This window comes from Pseudomonas caspiana (assembly GCF_040224095.2).
Lineage (GTDB): Bacteria > Pseudomonadota > Gammaproteobacteria > Pseudomonadales > Pseudomonadaceae > Aquipseudomonas > Aquipseudomonas caspiana.
The window spans coordinates 137,650-155,043 of the sequence record NZ_CP167995.1 but is presented as its reverse complement, the minus strand read 5'-3'; the positions used below and the strand labels follow the sequence as shown (position 1 = coordinate 155,043).

General features: G+C 57.5%; 16 protein-coding genes and 1 pseudogene. 7 read left to right on the top strand and 10 right to left on the bottom strand.

The features are described from left to right. Positions 1-68: 68 nt before the first annotated feature. The 4 genes from ABRP31_RS00705 to ABRP31_RS00690 all read right to left on the bottom strand — a co-directional run bounded on the left by ABRP31_RS00705 (position 69) and on the right by ABRP31_RS00690 (position 4,173). A complete protein-coding gene (locus ABRP31_RS00705) occupies positions 69-923 on the bottom strand; it encodes a sulfurtransferase (RefSeq protein WP_349971045.1) in 855 nt (284 codons plus the stop codon). A 63-nt stretch (positions 924-986) separates the two neighbouring features. Beyond that, a complete protein-coding gene (locus ABRP31_RS00700) occupies positions 987-1,658 on the bottom strand; it encodes a TetR/AcrR family transcriptional regulator (RefSeq protein WP_087268779.1) in 672 nt (223 codons plus the stop codon). 106 nt (positions 1,659-1,764) lie between these two features. Beyond that, complete coding sequence (locus tag ABRP31_RS00695) at positions 1,765-2,925, bottom strand: mandelate racemase/muconate lactonizing enzyme family protein (protein WP_349971044.1); 1,161 nt, start codon at positions 2,923-2,925, stop codon at positions 1,765-1,767. A gap of 195 nt (positions 2,926-3,120) precedes the next feature. Continuing rightward, positions 3,121-4,173, bottom strand: a complete 1,053-nt coding sequence (locus ABRP31_RS00690) for a LacI family DNA-binding transcriptional regulator (protein WP_349971043.1) — start codon at positions 4,171-4,173, stop codon at positions 3,121-3,123. Positions 4,174-4,566: 393 nt separating this feature from the next. On the opposite strand from ABRP31_RS00690, the gene ABRP31_RS00685 reads away from it, so the two are divergent. From ABRP31_RS00685 to ggt, 4 genes are all read left to right on the top strand, one after another. Further along, positions 4,567-5,997, top strand: coding sequence for a coniferyl aldehyde dehydrogenase (locus ABRP31_RS00685; RefSeq protein ID WP_349971042.1), 1,431 nt, complete (start codon positions 4,567-4,569; stop codon positions 5,995-5,997). Positions 5,998-6,467: 470 nt separating this feature from the next. Then, a complete protein-coding gene (gene coaD, locus ABRP31_RS00680) occupies positions 6,468-6,947 on the top strand; it encodes a pantetheine-phosphate adenylyltransferase (RefSeq protein ID WP_349971041.1) in 480 nt (159 codons plus the stop codon). A gap of 100 nt (positions 6,948-7,047) precedes the next feature. Next, positions 7,048-7,299, top strand: coding sequence for a YfhL family 4Fe-4S dicluster ferredoxin (locus ABRP31_RS00675; RefSeq protein ID WP_087268466.1), 252 nt, complete (start codon positions 7,048-7,050; stop codon positions 7,297-7,299). A 65-nt stretch (positions 7,300-7,364) separates the two neighbouring features. Then, positions 7,365-9,080 carry a gamma-glutamyltransferase gene (gene ggt, locus ABRP31_RS00670; RefSeq protein WP_349971040.1) on the top strand — a complete coding sequence of 572 codons (1,716 nt, stop codon included), beginning with the start codon at positions 7,365-7,367 and terminating at the stop codon, positions 9,078-9,080. Positions 9,081-9,091: 11 nt separating this feature from the next. On the opposite strand, the gene ABRP31_RS00665 is transcribed toward ggt, so the two are convergent. From ABRP31_RS00665 to ABRP31_RS00655, 3 genes are all read right to left on the bottom strand, one after another. Continuing rightward, a complete protein-coding gene (locus ABRP31_RS00665; protein WP_087268460.1) occupies positions 9,092-9,433 on the bottom strand; it encodes a multidrug transporter in 342 nt (113 codons plus the stop codon). Between the two features lie 233 nt (positions 9,434-9,666). Further along, on the bottom strand, positions 9,667-10,479 hold the full coding sequence (gene mutM / locus ABRP31_RS00660; RefSeq protein WP_087268457.1) for a bifunctional DNA-formamidopyrimidine glycosylase/DNA-(apurinic or apyrimidinic site) lyase: 813 nt from the start codon (positions 10,477-10,479) through the stop codon (positions 9,667-9,669). Positions 10,480-10,522: 43 nt separating this feature from the next. Continuing rightward, positions 10,523-11,335 carry an HDOD domain-containing protein gene (locus ABRP31_RS00655; protein ID WP_349971123.1) on the bottom strand — a complete coding sequence of 271 codons (813 nt, stop codon included), beginning with the start codon at positions 11,333-11,335 and terminating at the stop codon, positions 10,523-10,525. Positions 11,336-11,701: 366 nt separating this feature from the next. Between ABRP31_RS00655 and ABRP31_RS00650 the strand changes: the two genes are divergently transcribed. Beyond that, positions 11,702-12,898, top strand: coding sequence for a class I SAM-dependent rRNA methyltransferase (locus ABRP31_RS00650; protein ID WP_349971039.1), 1,197 nt, complete (start codon positions 11,702-11,704; stop codon positions 12,896-12,898). A gap of 21 nt (positions 12,899-12,919) precedes the next feature. Here ABRP31_RS00650 and ABRP31_RS00645 read toward each other — a convergent pair whose 3' ends face one another. Next, entirely contained in the window at positions 12,920-13,315 is a 396-nt protein-coding gene (locus ABRP31_RS00645; RefSeq protein WP_349971038.1) for a hypothetical protein, read from the bottom strand. Between the two features lie 306 nt (positions 13,316-13,621). Then, positions 13,622-13,753: a hypothetical protein gene (locus tag ABRP31_RS00640; RefSeq protein WP_349971037.1), complete on the bottom strand. Its 132-nt coding sequence runs from the start codon at positions 13,751-13,753 to the stop codon at positions 13,622-13,624. A 4-nt stretch (positions 13,754-13,757) separates the two neighbouring features. Between ABRP31_RS00640 and ABRP31_RS00635 the strand changes: the two genes are divergently transcribed. Then, positions 13,758-14,417 (top strand): TIGR04211 family SH3 domain-containing protein, encoded by a 660-nt coding sequence (locus ABRP31_RS00635; protein ID WP_349971122.1) that lies wholly within the window; start codon positions 13,758-13,760, stop codon positions 14,415-14,417. 175 nt (positions 14,418-14,592) lie between these two features. On the opposite strand, the pseudogene ABRP31_RS00630 reads toward ABRP31_RS00635, so the two are convergent. Beyond that, positions 14,593-15,050, bottom strand: a pseudogene (locus tag ABRP31_RS00630) (transposase). 363 nt (positions 15,051-15,413) lie between these two features. Here ABRP31_RS00630 and ilvD point away from each other — a divergent pair. Next, entirely contained in the window at positions 15,414-17,261 is a 1,848-nt protein-coding gene (gene ilvD / locus ABRP31_RS00625) for a dihydroxy-acid dehydratase (protein WP_087268445.1), read from the top strand. Positions 17,262-17,394: the final 133 nt, after the last annotated feature.

The window sequence follows — 17,394 nt, the reverse complement described above, 5'->3', positions numbered from 1 at the left end:
TATTTGCCGCGATACAGCGCGATGCCCTGGACACAGAGGCAGCTCATCTCTACTGGAGGAGATTACGCTCAAGCCCCCGTCGCAACCTCACGCCCCGGATCGGTAATCCACTCACTCCACGACCCCGCATACAATGCCCCCAGCGGATATCCCGCCAGACACAACGCAAACAGGTTGTGACACGCCGTCACGCCAGACCCGCAATAAGCGACCAGGCTTTCTGGCGGGCGGCCCTGAAGCTTTTCAGTGAAGCGCTGCTTGAGTTGCTCAGCCGGTAAAAAGCGTCCGTCCGGGCCGAGATTTTCGTTAAATGCCGCACATTGCGCGCCAGGAATGTGTCCGGCAACCGGGTCAATGGGTTCCACTTCACCGCGAAAGCGAGCTTCGGCGCGGGCATCAATCAAGGTCAGCGATGGTTCGCCAAGACGCGCCTGCAATTGTTCCGCGGTCAGCACCAGCGAGTCATCCGGCTGACCGGTGAAATTCCCGGGTTCCTTGCCAGGCGGATCAAGACTCAACGGCAAACCCGCCGCGTGCCAGGCCTTTAGCCCACCATCGAGAATGAACACGCCGTCGCGCTTGCCCAACCAGGCCAGCAACCACCACGCCCGAGCGGCGTAGGCGCCGGGACCATCGTCATAAAGCACGACATCGCTGTCGGCGTTGATGCCCCAATACTGCAAACGCTCAACCAGCCTCTGCGGGTCCGGCAAAGGATGGCGACCGGTTTTCCCTTTGCTGATCGGGCCGCTGAGATCACGCTCCAGATCGGCAAAGGACGAGCCGTCGATGTGCCCGTCGGCATAGCTGCGCTGGCCGTAGGAGGTATCTTCGAGAGCAAAACGACAATCGAGAATCACCAGCCCCGGCTGCCGCTGGCGATCTGCCAACTGCTGCGGGCTGATCAGTTGCGCGATGGACATGACGAGCTCCTGTAGACAATTGAAAGGTTCAGCATCTTCTCTGACCGTTGCCGCTGACGATGTTCAGACTCCATTTGCCAGCGCTTGATGCAACGGAACATAAAATTCTTCGCACAGCGCGTTCACTTCCTGTTGCGCCTGCGGGGTTACATAGCCTGACTCAAGCATCAGAACCTGATAAACGCCACGGCGAATGGCATCTTCACTCAGGTGTGTGCTGTTTTCCCGTGTGGTGCAGAGAAAACGTACCCAGGACGTCAGGATGATCCAGGTGTTGAGCGTCAGCGATTCGATCTGCACTTTGTTCATTTGCAGGATGCCAGCCTCAACAAACCCACCATAAATGGCCATGGCCTGAATCAGACAATGCTGGGAAAAGCGTCGATAACGCGCGGCCAGTTCGGGGTCGCAATCGAGCAGATGCTCCAGATCACGATGCAGGAAGCGATAGCGCCACATCCCGTCGAGGATCTCCAACAAGTAAAAACGCTTGTCTTCAACGCTAGGCAGGCGACCTTTGGGCGGGCGCAGGAAGGTGTTCACCAGGGTTTCATACTCGGTGAACAGTTCGGCGATGATCGCCTGCTTGTTGGGGAAGTGGTAATACAGATTACCCGGCGACATCTCCAGATGCGCCGCGATGTGATTAGTGCTGACGCTGCGTTCGCCCTGCTGGTTAAACAGCTCCAGACTGTTCAGCACGATCCGTTCACGGGTTTTGATACGCGGGGTCAGGCTCACACTTGATCGCTCGGGTTTTATTGGTATCGAGCGATCTTAACGCAAGCGAACGATAAAGCGTGATGTCCGGGACAACCAATCGGCCCGGACATCACAAGCCTCAAGGGCGCTTGCCCACTTCAAACTGTTGAGCCGTCCAGGGTTTGACCTGTTCGCTTAGCGTCAGGCCCAATCCCGGACGCGTCGGTACCAGCATGCGACCATCGCGGGTTTCCAGACGCTCATTGAACAACGGCTCCAGCCACTCGAAATGCTCGACCCATGGCTCGGTCGGGTAAGCCGCTGCCAGGTGAACATGCAGCTCCATGGCGAAGTGCGGTGCCAGCATCAACCCGGCCTGTTCTGCCATGGCCGCTACCTTTAGATAAGGCGTAATACCGCCTACACGTGGCGCGTCCGGCATCAGGAAGTCAGCGCCACGCAATTTGATGAACTCCGCATGCTCGGCCACGCTGGTGAGCATTTCTCCGGTAGCGATTGGCGTATCGAATTGCTGAGCCAGCGCCGCATGGCCTTCAGCGTCATAGCAATCGAGTGGCTCTTCGATCCAGATCAGGTTGTACTCTTCGAACTTGCGGCACATGCGCTGGGCCGTCGGGCGATCCCATTGCTGATTGGCATCGACCATCAGCGGGAAGTTATCCCCAAGGTGTCTACGAATGGTGCTGACGCGCTCGATATCCACCGCCCAGTCCGGCTGACCGACTTTCAGTTTGATACCGCCGATGCCCTTCTCCCGCGACAAATCAGTGTTCTTCATCAACTGATCCAGCGGGGTATGCAGGAAGCCGCCAGAAGTGTTGTAGCAGCGCACCGAATCACGCTGCGCACCCAGCAAGCGAGCCAGGGAAAGGTTGGCGCGTTTGGCTTTCAGGTCCCACAACGCTACATCGAAAGCGCCAATGGCTTGAGTCGACATACCGCTGCGACCCACCGAAGCGCCCGCCCAGCAGAGTTTGGTCCATAACTTGGCGATATCGCTCGGGTTCTCACCGATGAGCGCCGGAGCGATTTCCTGAGCGTGAGCAAACTGGCCGGGGCCACCGGCGCGCTTGGAGTAACTGAAGCCCAGGCCACTGTGGCCGTCGACCGTTTCGATTTCCACAAACAGCATGGCGATTTCAGTCATGGGTTTCTGCCGACCGGTCAGCACCTTGGCATCGCTGATCGGATTGGCCAACGGCAGGAATACCGATGAGACCTTCACCCAGGCAATCTGGTCGTGATCGGAGGACTTGATGTTTTCTTGTTGGATTTGCATAAGTGCTTCCTGAGTTCAGCTCGAAAAAAGGGTTCGCGACTTAAATCACATGGAGATAGCCCAATGAATGATTGCGCAATCATTCAAGAATCAAAAAAAGCTCCACGCCTGAGATACGACGGGAGGCCTTGGAGGGATACTACTATGATTGCGCAATCATTCAACAGCGCCACTCATCAACTTCGGGCAATTGACTCAGGTGGTGGCGCGGTCGATGAGGGTAAAACCGGTATCGATCCGCAAGGGATCTTCGGCGCCAGCGGGATAGTTAAAGCGTTCCAGAAGTGCCTGAGCGGCCATTTGACCAATACGAGAGCCATCAACCTTGACCGTCGACAGTGCTGGATAGACCTGCGCTGCGCTGCTCAAATCACCGAAGCCCATCACCGCCAGATCTTCCGGGACGCGCAGGCCTCGGCTAGCCGCTTCTGCCAATACACCCTGAGCGATGGTGTCCGAGCTGCAGATCACAATTTCAGGGCGATCTTGCTGATCCAGCAGGCGGCGCAGACCTTCTCGGCCGATCTCCAGCGTGGCGGGCGGCGCAAGCACTTCAACCGGTACATCATGAACGCCATGGCGCTCCAGTTCGGCCAACAGACTTTTGCAGCGACGCATGCCTCGAGGATCGCTGATGGTGACGACAGAGAAGCGCCGGTAATTTTTGTCCAACAGATGCCGCGCCACCGCCTCGCCCACCGCCTCATGGGAGAACCCTACCAGCATGTCGATAGGCGCCTCACTCAAGTCCCAGGCTTCCACGACAGGAATGCCGGCCTGGGCCAGCCGTATCCGGCTAGCTTCGGTGTGCAGCGTGCCGGTGAGCACGATGCCGTCTGGCCGCCGCCCCAGAACCGCCTCAAGCAATGTTTCTTCCTGCTCGGCTGAGTAGCCAGTCAACCCCAACAGGGTCTGGTAACCCGCTTTGGTAAGTGAATCCATCAGCGCCTGAACTGTGTCGGCAAAAATCGAGTTGGCAATCGTCGGCAGGAAAATCGCCACCAATCGGCTTTTGTTGCTGGCTAGCCCACCGGCCAACATGTTCGACACATAACCCGTCGCGCGCACTGCTTCGCGCACCTTGTCGCGGGTCTTCTCGCTGACCAGCTCAGGCCGATGCAACGCCCGGGAAACCGTCATGGGCGAAACGCCCGCCACCTTGGCGACATCAATCAGCGTCAGGCTAGCGCCTTTGGGCGGGAATGGGATGGTAGATCCCGAAGGACCGCCATCTGATGGTTTCGACATGAGTGTTTCCGGACGGCTGCGCTAGACCGGCAAAGATACCGCTTCCGGGGAGACAAATGTAGCCGGGGCGTGAAGTGCTGGTGTATGCCTATTGGGCATGACACAGCGCTGTTGCGCAGCAAACAAAGCCTGTAGGAGCGCACGAGCACCGCGAGGCCGCGATAGCGTTGTATCAGAAAGGTCGCCATCGCTGCCTCGCGGTTCTCGTGAGCTCCTATAGAAAAGCACTCCAAATCAATTAGTTGAATCTTTTTGATCGGAGGCTGCCCTGAGTCGCTGACACTACTTGCCTATGGTCATCCGGCCTGAAAAACACTGCAGTCCACCGCGGAATTTGACTTTATAGAGCAACAACTCTAAAACCAGTGGATAACTCCAAACGGAATTGCCCACATGCCTGCCGAACTCGCCTGGTTACCGGACCTTTCGCAACCGCCAAGCGAACTTGAGCGGGTGTTTGCCGAGCAGCGTAAAGCCTTTTCCGCCAACTCGATGCCCACCGCAGGGCAGCGCCTGCAATGGCTTGCCAGTCTGCATGACGTGCTGTGCACCGAGCAGCAGGCTTTGATCGAGGCAATCAGCAGTGACTTCAGTCATCGCAGCGCCGATGAGACGTTGCTGGCCGAGTTGATGCCCAGCCTGTTTGGCATAAAGGACGCCCGTAAACACCTGAAAAAATGGATGAAGCCTTCAAGACGAAAAGTAGGCATCGCTTTCCAGCCCGCATCGGCCAAGGTGGTGTATCAACCATTGGGCGTAGTTGGCGTTATCGTGCCTTGGAACTACCCGCTGTTTCTGGCCATCGGGCCAATGATTGGAGCGCTGGCAGCGGGTAACCGGGTGATGCTCAAACTCAGCGAATCAACACCCGCCACCGGTGAACTGCTCAAGCGTCTGTTCGCTCGGGTGTTTCCGGAGGATCTGGTAGCGGTGGTGCTGGGCGAGGCGGACGTCGGCATCGCATTCTCAGGATTACCGTTTGACCACTTGCTGTTTACCGGCGCAACCAGCGTTGGCAAGCACGTGATGCGTGCCGCAGCGGAAAACCTAACGCCGGTCACGCTGGAACTGGGCGGCAAGTCTCCGGCCATTGTTTCCCATGATGTGCCGCTCAAGGACGCGGCCGAGCGCATCGCTTTCGGCAAGACGCTCAACGCCGGACAAACCTGTGTCGCGCCGGATTACGTGTTGGTGCCGGAGGATCGCGTTGAGGAGTTCGTCGACGCTTACAAGTCCGCCGTGCTCGGGTTTTATCCCTCGCTGGCTGACAATCCTGATTACACGGCAATCATCAATCAACGCCAGCTCGCTCGTCTCAACCACTATCTGACCGACGCGACTGAAAAAGGCGCGAAGGTTATTAACCTCTACGAAAGCGGGCAGGATCGACGCATGCCGTTCAGCCTGCTGCTTAACGTCAGCGACGACATGTTGGTCATGCAGGACGAGATTTTCGGCCCACTGCTGCCCATCGTGCCCTACTCACGCATCGACCAGGCATTCGCCTACGTCAACCAACGCCCTCGCCCACTGGCTTTGTACTACTTCGGCTACGACAAAGCCGAACAGCAGCGTGTGCTGGAGCAGACCCATTCCGGCGGCGTATGCCTGAACGACACACTGCTGCATGTCGCTCAGGACGATTTACCATTCGGCGGCGTCGGTCCTTCAGGGATGGGGCATTACCACGGGCATGAAGGCTTCATGACGTTCAGTAAGGCCAAGGGCGTGTTGATCAAGCAGCGCTTTAACGCTGCGAGGCTGATCTATCCACCTTACGGGAAAGCGATTCAGAGGCTGGTTTACAAGCTGTTTATTCGGTGATGGCGGGGATCTGTCTAGTGCATACGAATCGACACCCCACTGCAGGAGCTCACGAGCAACGCGAGGCAGCGATGGCGTTGTACCTGATAAATCGCTATCGCGGCCTCGCGGTACTCGTGCGCTCCTACAGAACGCATCCCAATTCAATTGCATACATGTAGTTTGATGGGAGCTGCCCCGGTGTCCATCACACCGCGCTGACTCGCGGCAAACATGGCCCCTGTAGGAGTGAGCTTGCTCGCGATAACGTTCTGCCAATCAACTATGTTGTGACAGAAAGACCGCTATCGCGAGCAAGCTCACTCCTACATATCTACCGTTTCGCGATGTCCCGCAGGAATACGGGATACACCGCTTTAACACTCAATTTTGATAGCAATACGACCTTAGCCTTCAGCACTCCGACTTGGCCCACCGGGAATGCTGCGCTACCATCCGACTCCCCAAAGGACTCCGACCAGGACGACGCGATGAACCGAGTGTTGTATCCAGGCACCTTCGACCCTATTACCAAGGGCCACGGCGATCTGGTCGAGCGCGCATCGCGCCTGTTCGATCATGTGATCATCGCCGTTGCCGCCAGCCCGAAGAAAAACCCGCTTTTCCCTCTGGAACAGCGCGTGGATCTGGCCCGGGAGGTCACTAAACACCTGCCGAATGTCGAAGTGGTAGGTTTTTCGACGCTGCTTGCGCACTTTGCCAAAGAACAGAACGCGAACGTGTTTCTGCGAGGCCTGCGTGCCGTTTCTGACTTCGAATACGAGTTCCAGCTGGCCAACATGAACCGCCAACTGGCACCGGACGTCGAAAGTCTGTTCCTTACGCCATCCGAACGGTATTCGTTCATTTCCTCGACGCTGGTCCGTGAAATCGCGGCCTTGGGCGGGGATATCACCAAGTTCGTCCATCCGGCTGTCGCTGAAGCGCTGACTGAACGCTTCAAACGCTGAGTTTTACGGCAACGTCCGGGTGCAACGAAACGACTAATGCGGCACAATTCGCCGCATTGGATTTCATATGCCCCGGCATCGACCGCGGCAGGAGTGTTTCATGTCCCTGATCATCACTGACGATTGCATCAATTGCGACGTCTGCGAACCCGAGTGCCCGAACGAGGCGATTTCTCAAGGCGAGGAGATCTACGTGATCAACCCGAGCCTGTGCACTGAATGCGTTGGCCACTACGACGAGCCGCAATGTCAGCAAGTCTGCCCCGTGGATTGCATCCCGCTGGATGAAAACCGCGTTGAAAGCAAAGACGAACTGATGAGCAAATACCTGATCATTACCGGCAAGGCTTGAACCGTCGGCGTCGCTGAATCGCCGACATCAAGCTCATCTTGCCGGCCGACCAAAGCGAGCCCGGCATGATCCTCAAGCACGTTCTGTCCAGCGTTTTGCTGCTCTGCGCCATGTCCGCGCAGACCATTGTCGCTGCTGAAACACCGTTTCCCCGCCCTGCACAGTCCGCCATCGCCAGTCCGCATCCGCAAGCCAGCGCCGCTGGTCGGGAAATCATGGTGGCGGGCGGCAACGCTTTCGATGCCGCAGTAGCCGTCAGCGCTGCACTCGCCGTGGTTGAGCCCTACGGCTCCGGATTGGGCGGCGGCGGATTCTTCCTGCTACGTCAAAGCGGGCCGCAGCCTGGCTATGTGTTTCTGGATGCGCGAGAAAAAGCCCCGATCAAAGCGACTTATGACCTCTATCGCCGCGATGGCAAGGTTCAACCCAGCCTTTCCCTGAACGGACCGCTGGCCGCTGCCATTCCCGGCCTGCCCGCAGCATTAATCGAGCTGGCAGAGCGCTATGGCAAGCTACCCCTGAACATTTCCATGGCGCCGGCCATTCGCCTGGCCTATCAAGGTTTTCCGGTCGACCGAATTTATCAGCAACGTGCTACGGCTCGCCTTTCAGCACTGCGCGACGATCCGGAAAGTGCTCGACTGTTTCTGCGTGACGGCGAAGTCCCGTCGATGGGCACGATCATCCAGCAGCCGGACCTGGCCGTGACACTCAACCGACTGGCCAACAACGGTCGCGATGGTTTCTACGCTGGCCTGACCGCTCAATCGATGGTTAATGGCGTAAAAGCAGCAGGAGGCATCTGGAAGTCAGAAGATCTGGATCAATACCAGGTCGCGACGCGCGCACCTTTGCGCTTTCGCCTGGATGACCAGCGGGAGCTGATCAGCGCCCCGCCACCCTCGGCAGGTGGCGTGGCGTTGGCCCAAAGCCTGATGATGCTGCAGCAACTGCCGTGGCAGCAGTCAGACAAAGTCCAACGCGCCCACTATGTGCTGGAAGTCCTGCGTCGTGCCTATCGAGACCGTGGCTTGCTGGGCGATCCGGACTTCGTTGTCAATCCCCTCGATCACCTGCTTGATCGTGAGTATCTGGTGCACTTGGCGGGCAGTATCGACCCGCACGAAGCAACGCCGAGCAGCAACCTGGAACCTTCACCGCGCTGGCGTGAAGGCGAACACACCACTCACTTTGCCGTGCTGGACACTGACGGCAATGCGGTCGCGGCGACGCTCTCGGTCAATTTACCGTTCGGCGCAGCGTTCACCGTACCGGGCACGGGCGTTGTGCTGAACGATGAGATGGATGATTTTGCCGCCGATCCGCAAGGCAGCAACGCATACGGACTGGCAGGCAGCAAAGCCAACTCGATTGCGGCAGGCAAACGTCCGCTGTCGAGCATGAGCCCAAGCTTTCTGGAAAGTCCTGATGAGTTCGCTGCATTCGGTACGCCGGGCGGCAGCCGCATCCCGAGCATGGTGCTGCTGTCGATGCTGGAGTATCTGGATGATCAACCGATTGCCAGGTGGCCTGCCGTGCCGCGTTACCATCATCAGTACTTGCCGGATGTGGTCGAGCACGAGCCGGGAGCGTTCAGCCAGGAAGACATGAAAGCGCTGCAATCGCGTGGTTATAACTTCAAGGAAGTTTCCCGCGGCTATGGCAATCAGCAAGTGTTGCTGTGGGACAAGACGGGGAAGCGTATCGAAGCGGCCAGCGATCCGAGAGGCCTTGGAGTGTCAGAGACCTTCGATCCGAAGGTCAGACAAATCGCGCCCTGAGCGGACTGGTCTTACTCCTGTTTGGCGTAGCCATCGCCCGTACATCCAAGGCAACGCACGAAAGCGGCTTTGCCAGGATCGACCACCAATGCTTTGCCAGTTGCGCCGAGGTTTCCGCCAGCAGCGGCGAATGGAGAGGCAATGACAAACAGACCGGCGCCGACAATGGTGGCCGCGATTAACAAAGGCCGGGCGATCAACAAGTCGCCGATCATGGCGTAGGCCGGTGGGTTCTGAATGCTGTAAACCGGATCTCCGCTGCCGTGATTCACCGGCTCGTTGGCCAATACAGGCATCGCCTGCATGCCGAAAATCAAAGCCAGGCTGGCGGCGATCAGTCGAAACGGCTTCATGGCATGGTCCTTCACGTACAGCGGGATGGGATTGGGTTAACTATAAACAGCGATGACGGTTAAGCAAGTGAGGCAGTACTGCGGATCATTTTGGGCCCACCAATATCCGATTCAACCGATGCCCCTGTAGGAGCTCACGAGCAACGCGAGGCAGCGATGGCGGTGCATCAGACAGAACGCTATCGCTGCCTCGCGTTGCTCATGAGCGCCTACAAAAAACCGGAATTACCGGACTACTTCTGACATTTGGGGCAATACACACTCGCCCGCTGCCCCAGCTTGATTTCACGCAACGTAGTGCCACAGACCTTGCAGGGCTGCTCGCCACGCCCGTAGGCAAACAACTCTTGCTGAAAGTACCCGGGCTGACCATCGCCACCAATGAAATCACGCAGTGTCGTACCGCCACGCTCGATGGCGGCCGCCAGAATGCGCTTGATCTCAATCGCCAATCGCAAATAACGGGCACGAGAAATGGTTTTCGCCTCACGCCGCGGATCAATACCAGCCGCAAACAACGCTTCGGTGGCGTAGATATTCCCCACACCAACCACGACAGCGTTGTCCATGATGAACGGCTTGACCGCCATGGACTTGCCCCGCGAACGCTCGAACAGGCGCTGACCATCAAACAGGTCGGTCAACGGCTCAGGCCCGAGGCGTATCAATAGTTCGTGGTTGAGCGGGTCCAGACTCCAGAGCATCGCGCCAAACCGACGCGGATCGGTATAGCGCAGCGCCAGCCCGGACTCCAGCTCAATGTCCACATGTTCATGCTTGAGCGCTGGCAAGCCCGCTTCCACTAGACGCAAGTTGCCCGACATACCCAAGTGGCTGATCAACGTCCCTACTTCAGCCTGGATCAGCAGATACTTGGCGCGTCGCTCGACCACTACGATCTTCTGCCCAGAAAGGCGGACATCCAGATCTTCAGGGATCGGCCAGCGCAGACGCCGGTCACGCACGATGACGCGGCTGACACGTTGACCTTCAAGATGAGGCGCAATGCCCCGGCGGGTAGTTTCAACTTCGGGTAATTCAGGCATGGGTAACTCGGTGATGCGCGAAGCGATGCGACCGCGCGCGGGATCAGTGCGCGGACAGCTCGCGAATGCTTTCTTTGAGGTTTTCGAAATCGTAATCGGACAGCCCAACGTAATCGAGGATCAGATGCCCGATGGCATTCCACTCATGATCTTCATCCTCGTTGCCGAGCACCTTGTGCGACGCGCAGATATGTTCGGCCATTTTCAGCACCGCCAAGAGATTTTTCAGCGGGGCATTGCGGTTGGAGTCATCCTGAAAAATCGCCAGCGCATTATGGTGATTAGCGATGGCATTGGTGACATGTTCGGGCAAACGCCAGGACTTTGCAGTGAAATAGCCGACAACGGCGTGGTTTGTATCAAACCTCTCGTTCTCGGTATCCACGACACGATGTTCCGCACTTGCATTGGTATAGGCCTGCTCAAGCACGTCCATATAGTCCGGAAAACGCTTGAGCATCAGCGGAATTCCGCAGTCGTGGAACAGACCCAACGCGTAGGATTCATCCACCGTTTGCGAGCCAATGCGCTTGGCCAGCGTCAGGCTGGTCATCGCCACGTCCTGAGTCGAATCCCAGAAACGATTCAACGTCACGATGGTTTCGTCGCTCATTTCGCCCTTGATCGACTGCGCATTGATCAGGTTGATGACGGAGCGAATCCCCAACAGATTGACCGCTTTCTGGATCGAGGCAATCTTGTTGGCAAGTCCATAGTGAGCCGAGTTGACGATTTTCAGCAGCGCCCCGGACAGGCCGGGGTCCTGAGAAATCAGCTTTGCAATCACATCAAGATCAGGGTCTGGCATGTACTGCTCCATCTGCAAATCCACCATGATTTGCGGTTGCGGAGGCACACTGATGCCCTGCAGGACTTGCTGAATCTGCTCGGACGTAAGCTCTTCGGACATAGGTAAACACTCAAGGACAGATCTGGATTCTACTCCTTCATACCTGTCGCTTTACAGTCACCGACGCATACGGCAAGCGCTTTAGACGCGTCAATTAACCCGCTACTGAACCGGCAGCTCTCGCAAGCCGTTAAAAGATATCGAGATGTGAAGCAATTTTCGTCCGTGATGATTCTGTAGAAATTCATTTCAGACGCAAGCCTTGCGCAACTTCCAGAGGGCCATCTAACCACTAGCCGGTTAATTAACATCATCGCGGCCCCTGAATGAAATGACGCGCTATAATCCCGCTCTTTTTTCCGGAGCGACGTCATGTCCCTGCCTAGCTTGCGCCTCAAAGCCAACGCCGACCGTCGCCTGCGCGCCGGCCACTTGTGGGTCTACAGCAACGAAATCGACGTAGCCGCGACGCCGCTGCACGGCTTTGCCGCAGGTGATCAAGCCGTGCTGGAAGCCGCAGGCGGCAAACCGCTGGGCATCGTCGCCATGAGCCCGAACAACCTGATCTGCGCCCGCCTGCTGTCGCGGGACGTCAAGTTGCCGCTGGACAAGTCGTTGCTGGTGCATCGCCTCAACGTGGCCTTGTCTCTGCGTGAGCGCCTGTTCGACAAGCCGTTCTATCGCCTGGTGTACGGAGATTCGGACTTGTTGCCGGGTCTGGTTGTTGATCGCTTCGGCGACATTCTGGTGGTCCAGCTGGCTTCCGCCACCATGGAAAACCATAAAGAAGACGTGCTTGCCGCTCTGATTCAAGTGCTCAAGCCAAGCGGCATTCTGTTCAAGAACGACTCGGCTGCCCGTGATGCAGAAGGCCTGAACCGTTACGTGGAAACGGCATTCGGCCTGGTCCCGGAATGGGTCGCTCTGGAAGAGAACGGCGTGAAGTTCGAAGCGCCGGTCATGGAAGGCCAGAAAACCGGCTGGTTCTACGACCACCGCATGAACCGCGCGCGCATTGCTCCGTACGTCAAAGGCAAACGCGTTCTGGACCTCTACAGCTACATCGGCGGCTGGGGCATTCAGGCGGCAGCGTTCGGCGCAACTGACGTGACCTGCGTCGACGCCTCTGCATTTGCGCTGGACGGTGTGGAACGTAACGCGGCCCTGAACGGCTTTGCGGAAAAGCTAACCTGCATTGAAGGCGACGTGTTTGCTGCACTGAAAGAACTGAAAGCGGGCGAAGAGCGTTTCGACGTGATCGTTGCCGACCCTCCAGCCTTCATCAAACGCAAGAAAGACCTGAAAAACGGCGAAGCCGGATACCGTCGCCTGAACGAGCAAGCCATGCGTTTGCTCAGCAAGGACGGCATCCTGATCAGCGCGTCGTGCTCGATGCACTTGCCGGAAGATGACCTGCAAAACATCTTGCTGACCAGTGCCCGCCATCTGGATCGCAACATCCAGTTGCTTGAACGCGGCGGCCAAGGCCCGGATCACCCGGTACACCCGGCGATCGCTGAAACGCGCTACATCAAGAGCATCACCTGCCGCTTGCTGCCGAATAGCTAAGCTGTAACGACTCTCTTTGAATCAAGGGGAGTCGTTTTTCTCCAGCTGAAGTTTCAGGTCACTAGTAGCAGACTTGAAACCGAAGCTGACTATCATGAGCCCACAAATAGCGACCGCGAAGCCTAGAAGAATCACGGCCTCCTGGTCGATTATCTCCGCGATAACCATCCCGAAAAACACCATGTTGCAGATGCCCATGATTATCATCGTCGGGATATAGCTCATTCCAGGATTGCCCTTATCTCTCAGAGCATCAAGCTGCTCTTGAGGCGAGATCAACATGCATTGACAATGTGGACAGGCCAAAGGCTGCCTTATAAACAAGGTTTTTTGCTGTTCCTTGCTCGGTAAGAACGTTTTGCCGCACTCACCGCAATCCGCCTTCATGCCTACGACACAAACAAAATTGTCGCCCACTTCATCCTCCCGACCAAACCGGGCTTCCCTAGTGGAAAGCGCTCCGGTGCGTCGGCATCCTATAGAGATGATTGGATGTAAAAAATCCGTCAGCAGCACTTTCAGAAGCTTCCTACAAACAAAACTGTAATCTGGATATCACGACCATCTGCCAAACGATTTTGCGGTCGTCCAGGCCCAGACATTCCCTACCGCAAGTCAGAAAACCGTCACCGTCCCACCCTCGCAATGAACCCGAACGATTTCTGACGGTCAGTGTGTGGGGATAAAAAAGGATGGCGTTGCTGGCGTTGAGCCCCAAAAGGCTCATGTATTCCCCTTCTCGCCCATGCCGATCATCCATCGCAGTTGCGGTGCTTTTGCGCTGTAGATCACTGCCCCATCTTTACCGGCCCGACCATCGGCGCCTTTATCTTTCCTTTTATCGAAGATAACCATGTCTATGTCTCGTCATCTTTCAGCATTCATTTCTCGTCTTCCTCGTGTATTCAACTACCGCACTCTGGGCGCTGGCTTGCTGATTGCCGCTTGCAGCACTGTGCATGCAGCAGAATCCAGACCTAATGATCGCTGGGTCAGTGACAGCCTTAATACTTATGTGCGCAGCGGCCCCACCGACGGCTATCGTATTGTCGGCACCCTCAAGTCCGGCCAGAAGGTTGAATTGATCAGCACCCAAGGCGAGTACAGCCAGGTGCGCGAGGGTGGCAACTCGGTGTGGATTCCGACTGCTGACCTGCAGAGTGAGCCCGGCCAGGCTGAGCGCTTGCCGGAACTGACTCAACAGGTGGCCGACCTGAGCGGCCAGCTCAAGACCATCGATGACGGCTGGAAGGTTCGCGTGCAAGGCATGCAGGAAACCCTGGACACCCGTAAAAAGCTGATCGATGAGCTTGAAGCTCGCAGTAAAGACCTCAACGAACAACTCACCGCAGCCCAGTCTGAACTGCGCACCACGCAAGCCAAACTCGGCGATGAGAACAACCTCGTCCTGATGCGCTACATGGTCTACGGCGGCAGCATCGCCGGTGCCGGCCTGCTGATCGGCCTGATCATCCCGGCCATGACCCGTGGGCGTAAGAAGAATGATGGTTGGGTTTAACCTGCGTAGCGGCAACTGACGTTATCGCGGGGAATCGCGCTCCTACAGGATCACAACCAAACGCATTATCAACCCTGAATTTTGCGTTGCTGCACATGACGCTATCGCGAGCAAGCTCACTCCTACAGTTGGAATGCGTTCCCCTGTAGGAGTGAGCTTGCTCGCGATGACGGACTCAAAGCCAAACAGCATCCCAGAGCGGATAATCCCCAACGCGCCTTACCAGCCTTGCTCTTAGCGGGTTCGCGATGATATAGCGAGCGGCCGTCAGTAAATCCTCGTCATAGCGCAGAGCACGGTCGTGAAATCCTCGTTGCCAAAGCTGTTCGCTACATCCCCTCATACGATTGACCGCAATCGCACTACGGGATTTTGTGCTCTGCATCAACGCTTTCAATGTTCCAGACCTTAGCTCGACAAGCCAATGGAAGTGATCTGGCATGATGACCCAGGCCGGGAGTTAGCCAGCCCCTGTTCTTGCGCCCATCGAAATTCTTTTACGACTAATCGGCCCAGCCTCCAGTCCACGAAAACAGGCCGTCGGCTCTGAACCACCGATGTAAGTAAATAGGGGCGGCCCGTCTCGGAATATCGCCCCGCCCGTGCTTGTTCACTACGATGCAAATCTGGCAATCCATTGCACTCCGCTGAAAGCTTAAAACGCTAGCCCTTCGGCGCTGATATTGCCGCAAGGTAAGTGATGCCGAATGTATAGGCCCAGGCATTCATCCATAAATCCCCCGCGTAACATCCCTTCTGCCCCTCACAGGTGTAGAATCGCGCTATTCATCGCCAGTCATCCCCGGCGGGTTTATGAGCTCAGGCCGAGCGCACGGCGATCCCGTGGCGTCGGTTTCCCTCGCAGCAAGCGGTCACTGCCGCTGGCTTTGTGAAGACAGGGGACTGAACGAAAAGTCGGCGAGCGCAGCCACTTTACGTACAGAACCAAGAAGCTCACTCCCCCATACTTACCTGATTAGCCGCCCGGAGTGCTCCATGCCTGATTACCGCTCGAAAACGTCCACCCACGGCCGCAACATGGCCGGCGCTCGTGCCTTGTGGCGCGCCACCGGGATGAAGGACGCGGACTTCAAGAAACCGATCATCGCCGTTGCCAACTCGTTCACCCAGTTCGTACCGGGCCACGTCCACCTCAAAGACATGGGCCAACTGGTCGCCCGTGAAATCGAGCGGGCCGGTGGCGTCGCCAAAGAATTCAACACCATCGCCGTGGATGACGGCATCGCCATGGGCCACGACGGCATGCTGTATTCGCTGCCGAGCCGCGAGATCATCGCCGACTCCGTGGAATACATGGTCAACGCCCACTGCGCTGACGCCATCGTCTGCATCTCTAACTGCGACAAGATCACCCCAGGCATGTTGATGGCCGCTTTGCGCCTGAACATCCCGGTTATCTTCGTTTCCGGCGGCCCGATGGAAGCCGGCAAGACCAAGCTCGCCTCCCACGGTCTGGACCTGGTCGATGCCATGGTGATCGCAGCTGACTCGACAGCCAGTGACGAAAAAGTCGCCGAGTACGAGCGCAGCGCCTGCCCGACCTGCGGCTCGTGCTCCGGCATGTTCACCGCCAACTCGATGAACTGCCTGACCGAAGCACTGGGTCTGGCACTGCCGGGCAACGGCTCGACACTGGCGACGCACAGCGACCGTGAGCAACTGTTCCTGCAGGCTGGCCGCACCATCGTCGACCTGTGCCGTCAGTACTACATCGAAAACAACGACGCCGTGCTGCCGCGCAACATCGCCAACTTCAAGGCGTTCGAAAACGCGATGATGCTCGACATCGCCATGGGCGGCTCGACCAACACCATCCTGCACTTGCTGGCAGCCGCTCAGGAAGCCGAGATCGCTTTCGACCTGCGTGACATTGATCGTCTGTCCCGCAAGGTTCCTCAGCTGTGCAAAGTGGCGCCGAACATCCAGAAGTACCACATGGAAGATGTGCACCGCGCAGGCGGTATCTTCAGTATCCTCGGCTCGCTGGCCCGCGGCGGTCTGTTGCACACCGACCTGCCGACCGTCCACAGCCCGTCCATGGCCGAAGCCATCGCCAAATGGGACATCACCCAGACTGACGATGAAGCTGTGCATACCTTCTTCCGTGCAGGCCCGGCCGGTATTCCGACGCAGACTGCGTTCAGCCAGTCGACTCGTTGGGAAACCGTAGATGACGACCGTGAAAACGGCTGCATCCGCAGTTTCGAACATGCGTATTCGCAAGAAGGCGGCCTGGCCGTGCTGTACGGCAACATCGCTCTGGACGGCTGCGTCGTTAAAACCGCAGGCGTTGACGAATCGATCCATGTATTCGAAGGCAACGCCAAGATCTTCGAAAGCCAGGACAGCGCAGTTCGCGGCATCCTCGCTGACGAGGTCAAAGCGGGCGACATCGTGATCATCCGCTACGAAGGCCCGAAAGGCGGCCCGGGCATGCAGGAGATGCTGTACCCGACGTCTTACCTGAAATCCAAAGGTCTGGGCAAAGCGTGTGCATTGCTCACCGACGGTCGTTTCTCGGGTGGTACTTCAGGCCTGTCCATCGGCCATGCATCGCCGGAAGCAGCCGCTGGCGGCGCGATCGGTCTGGTGCGTGATGGCGACAAGGTGCTGATCGACATCCCGAACCGCTCGATCAACCTGCTGATCGATGACGCAGAAATGGCCGCCCGCCGCGCCGAACAAGACCAGAAAGGCTGGAAGCCGGTTGAAGTACGCCCACGTAAGGTGACGACAGCGCTGAAAGCCTACGCCCTGCTCGCCACCAGCGCCGACAAAGGCGCTGTGCGCGACAAGGCGTTGCTGGACAAGCTGGTGCCTTAAGCTTTCTCAGCGACCACAAAAAACCCGGCAGCGATGCCGGGTTTTTTGTTGGGCTGCCAGGATCAACGCAAAACCTGTGGGAGCGAGGCTTGCCCGCGATAAGGACGCCGCAGGTATCAGGCACATCGCGTCC

What these genes read in the sequence shown, in the direction of transcription:
- ABRP31_RS00705 (WP_349971045.1), bottom strand. Translation starts at nt 923, where the DNA reads ATGTCCATCGCGCAACTGATCAGCCCGCAGCAGTTGGCAGATCGCCAG.
- ABRP31_RS00695 (WP_349971044.1), bottom strand. Translation starts at nt 2,925, where the DNA reads ATGCAAATCCAACAAGAAAACATCAAGTCCTCCGATCACGACCAGATT.
- ABRP31_RS00690 (WP_349971043.1), bottom strand. Translation starts at nt 4,173, where the DNA reads ATGTCGAAACCATCAGATGGCGGTCCTTCGGGATCTACCATCCCATTC.
- ABRP31_RS00685 (WP_349971042.1), top strand. Translation starts at nt 4,567, where the DNA reads ATGCCTGCCGAACTCGCCTGGTTACCGGACCTTTCGCAACCGCCAAGC.
- coaD (WP_349971041.1), top strand. Translation starts at nt 6,468, where the DNA reads ATGAACCGAGTGTTGTATCCAGGCACCTTCGACCCTATTACCAAGGGC.
- ABRP31_RS00675 (WP_087268466.1), top strand. Translation starts at nt 7,048, where the DNA reads ATGTCCCTGATCATCACTGACGATTGCATCAATTGCGACGTCTGCGAA.
- ggt (WP_349971040.1), top strand. Translation starts at nt 7,365, where the DNA reads ATGATCCTCAAGCACGTTCTGTCCAGCGTTTTGCTGCTCTGCGCCATG.
- ABRP31_RS00665 (WP_087268460.1), bottom strand. Translation starts at nt 9,433, where the DNA reads ATGAAGCCGTTTCGACTGATCGCCGCCAGCCTGGCTTTGATTTTCGGC.
- mutM (WP_087268457.1), bottom strand. Translation starts at nt 10,479, where the DNA reads ATGCCTGAATTACCCGAAGTTGAAACTACCCGCCGGGGCATTGCGCCT.
- ABRP31_RS00650 (WP_349971039.1), top strand. Translation starts at nt 11,702, where the DNA reads ATGTCCCTGCCTAGCTTGCGCCTCAAAGCCAACGCCGACCGTCGCCTG.
- ABRP31_RS00640 (WP_349971037.1), bottom strand. Translation starts at nt 13,753, where the DNA reads ATGGTTATCTTCGATAAAAGGAAAGATAAAGGCGCCGATGGTCGGGCC.
- ABRP31_RS00635 (WP_349971122.1), top strand. Translation starts at nt 13,758, where the DNA reads ATGTCTCGTCATCTTTCAGCATTCATTTCTCGTCTTCCTCGTGTATTC.
- ilvD (WP_087268445.1), top strand. Translation starts at nt 15,414, where the DNA reads ATGCCTGATTACCGCTCGAAAACGTCCACCCACGGCCGCAACATGGCC.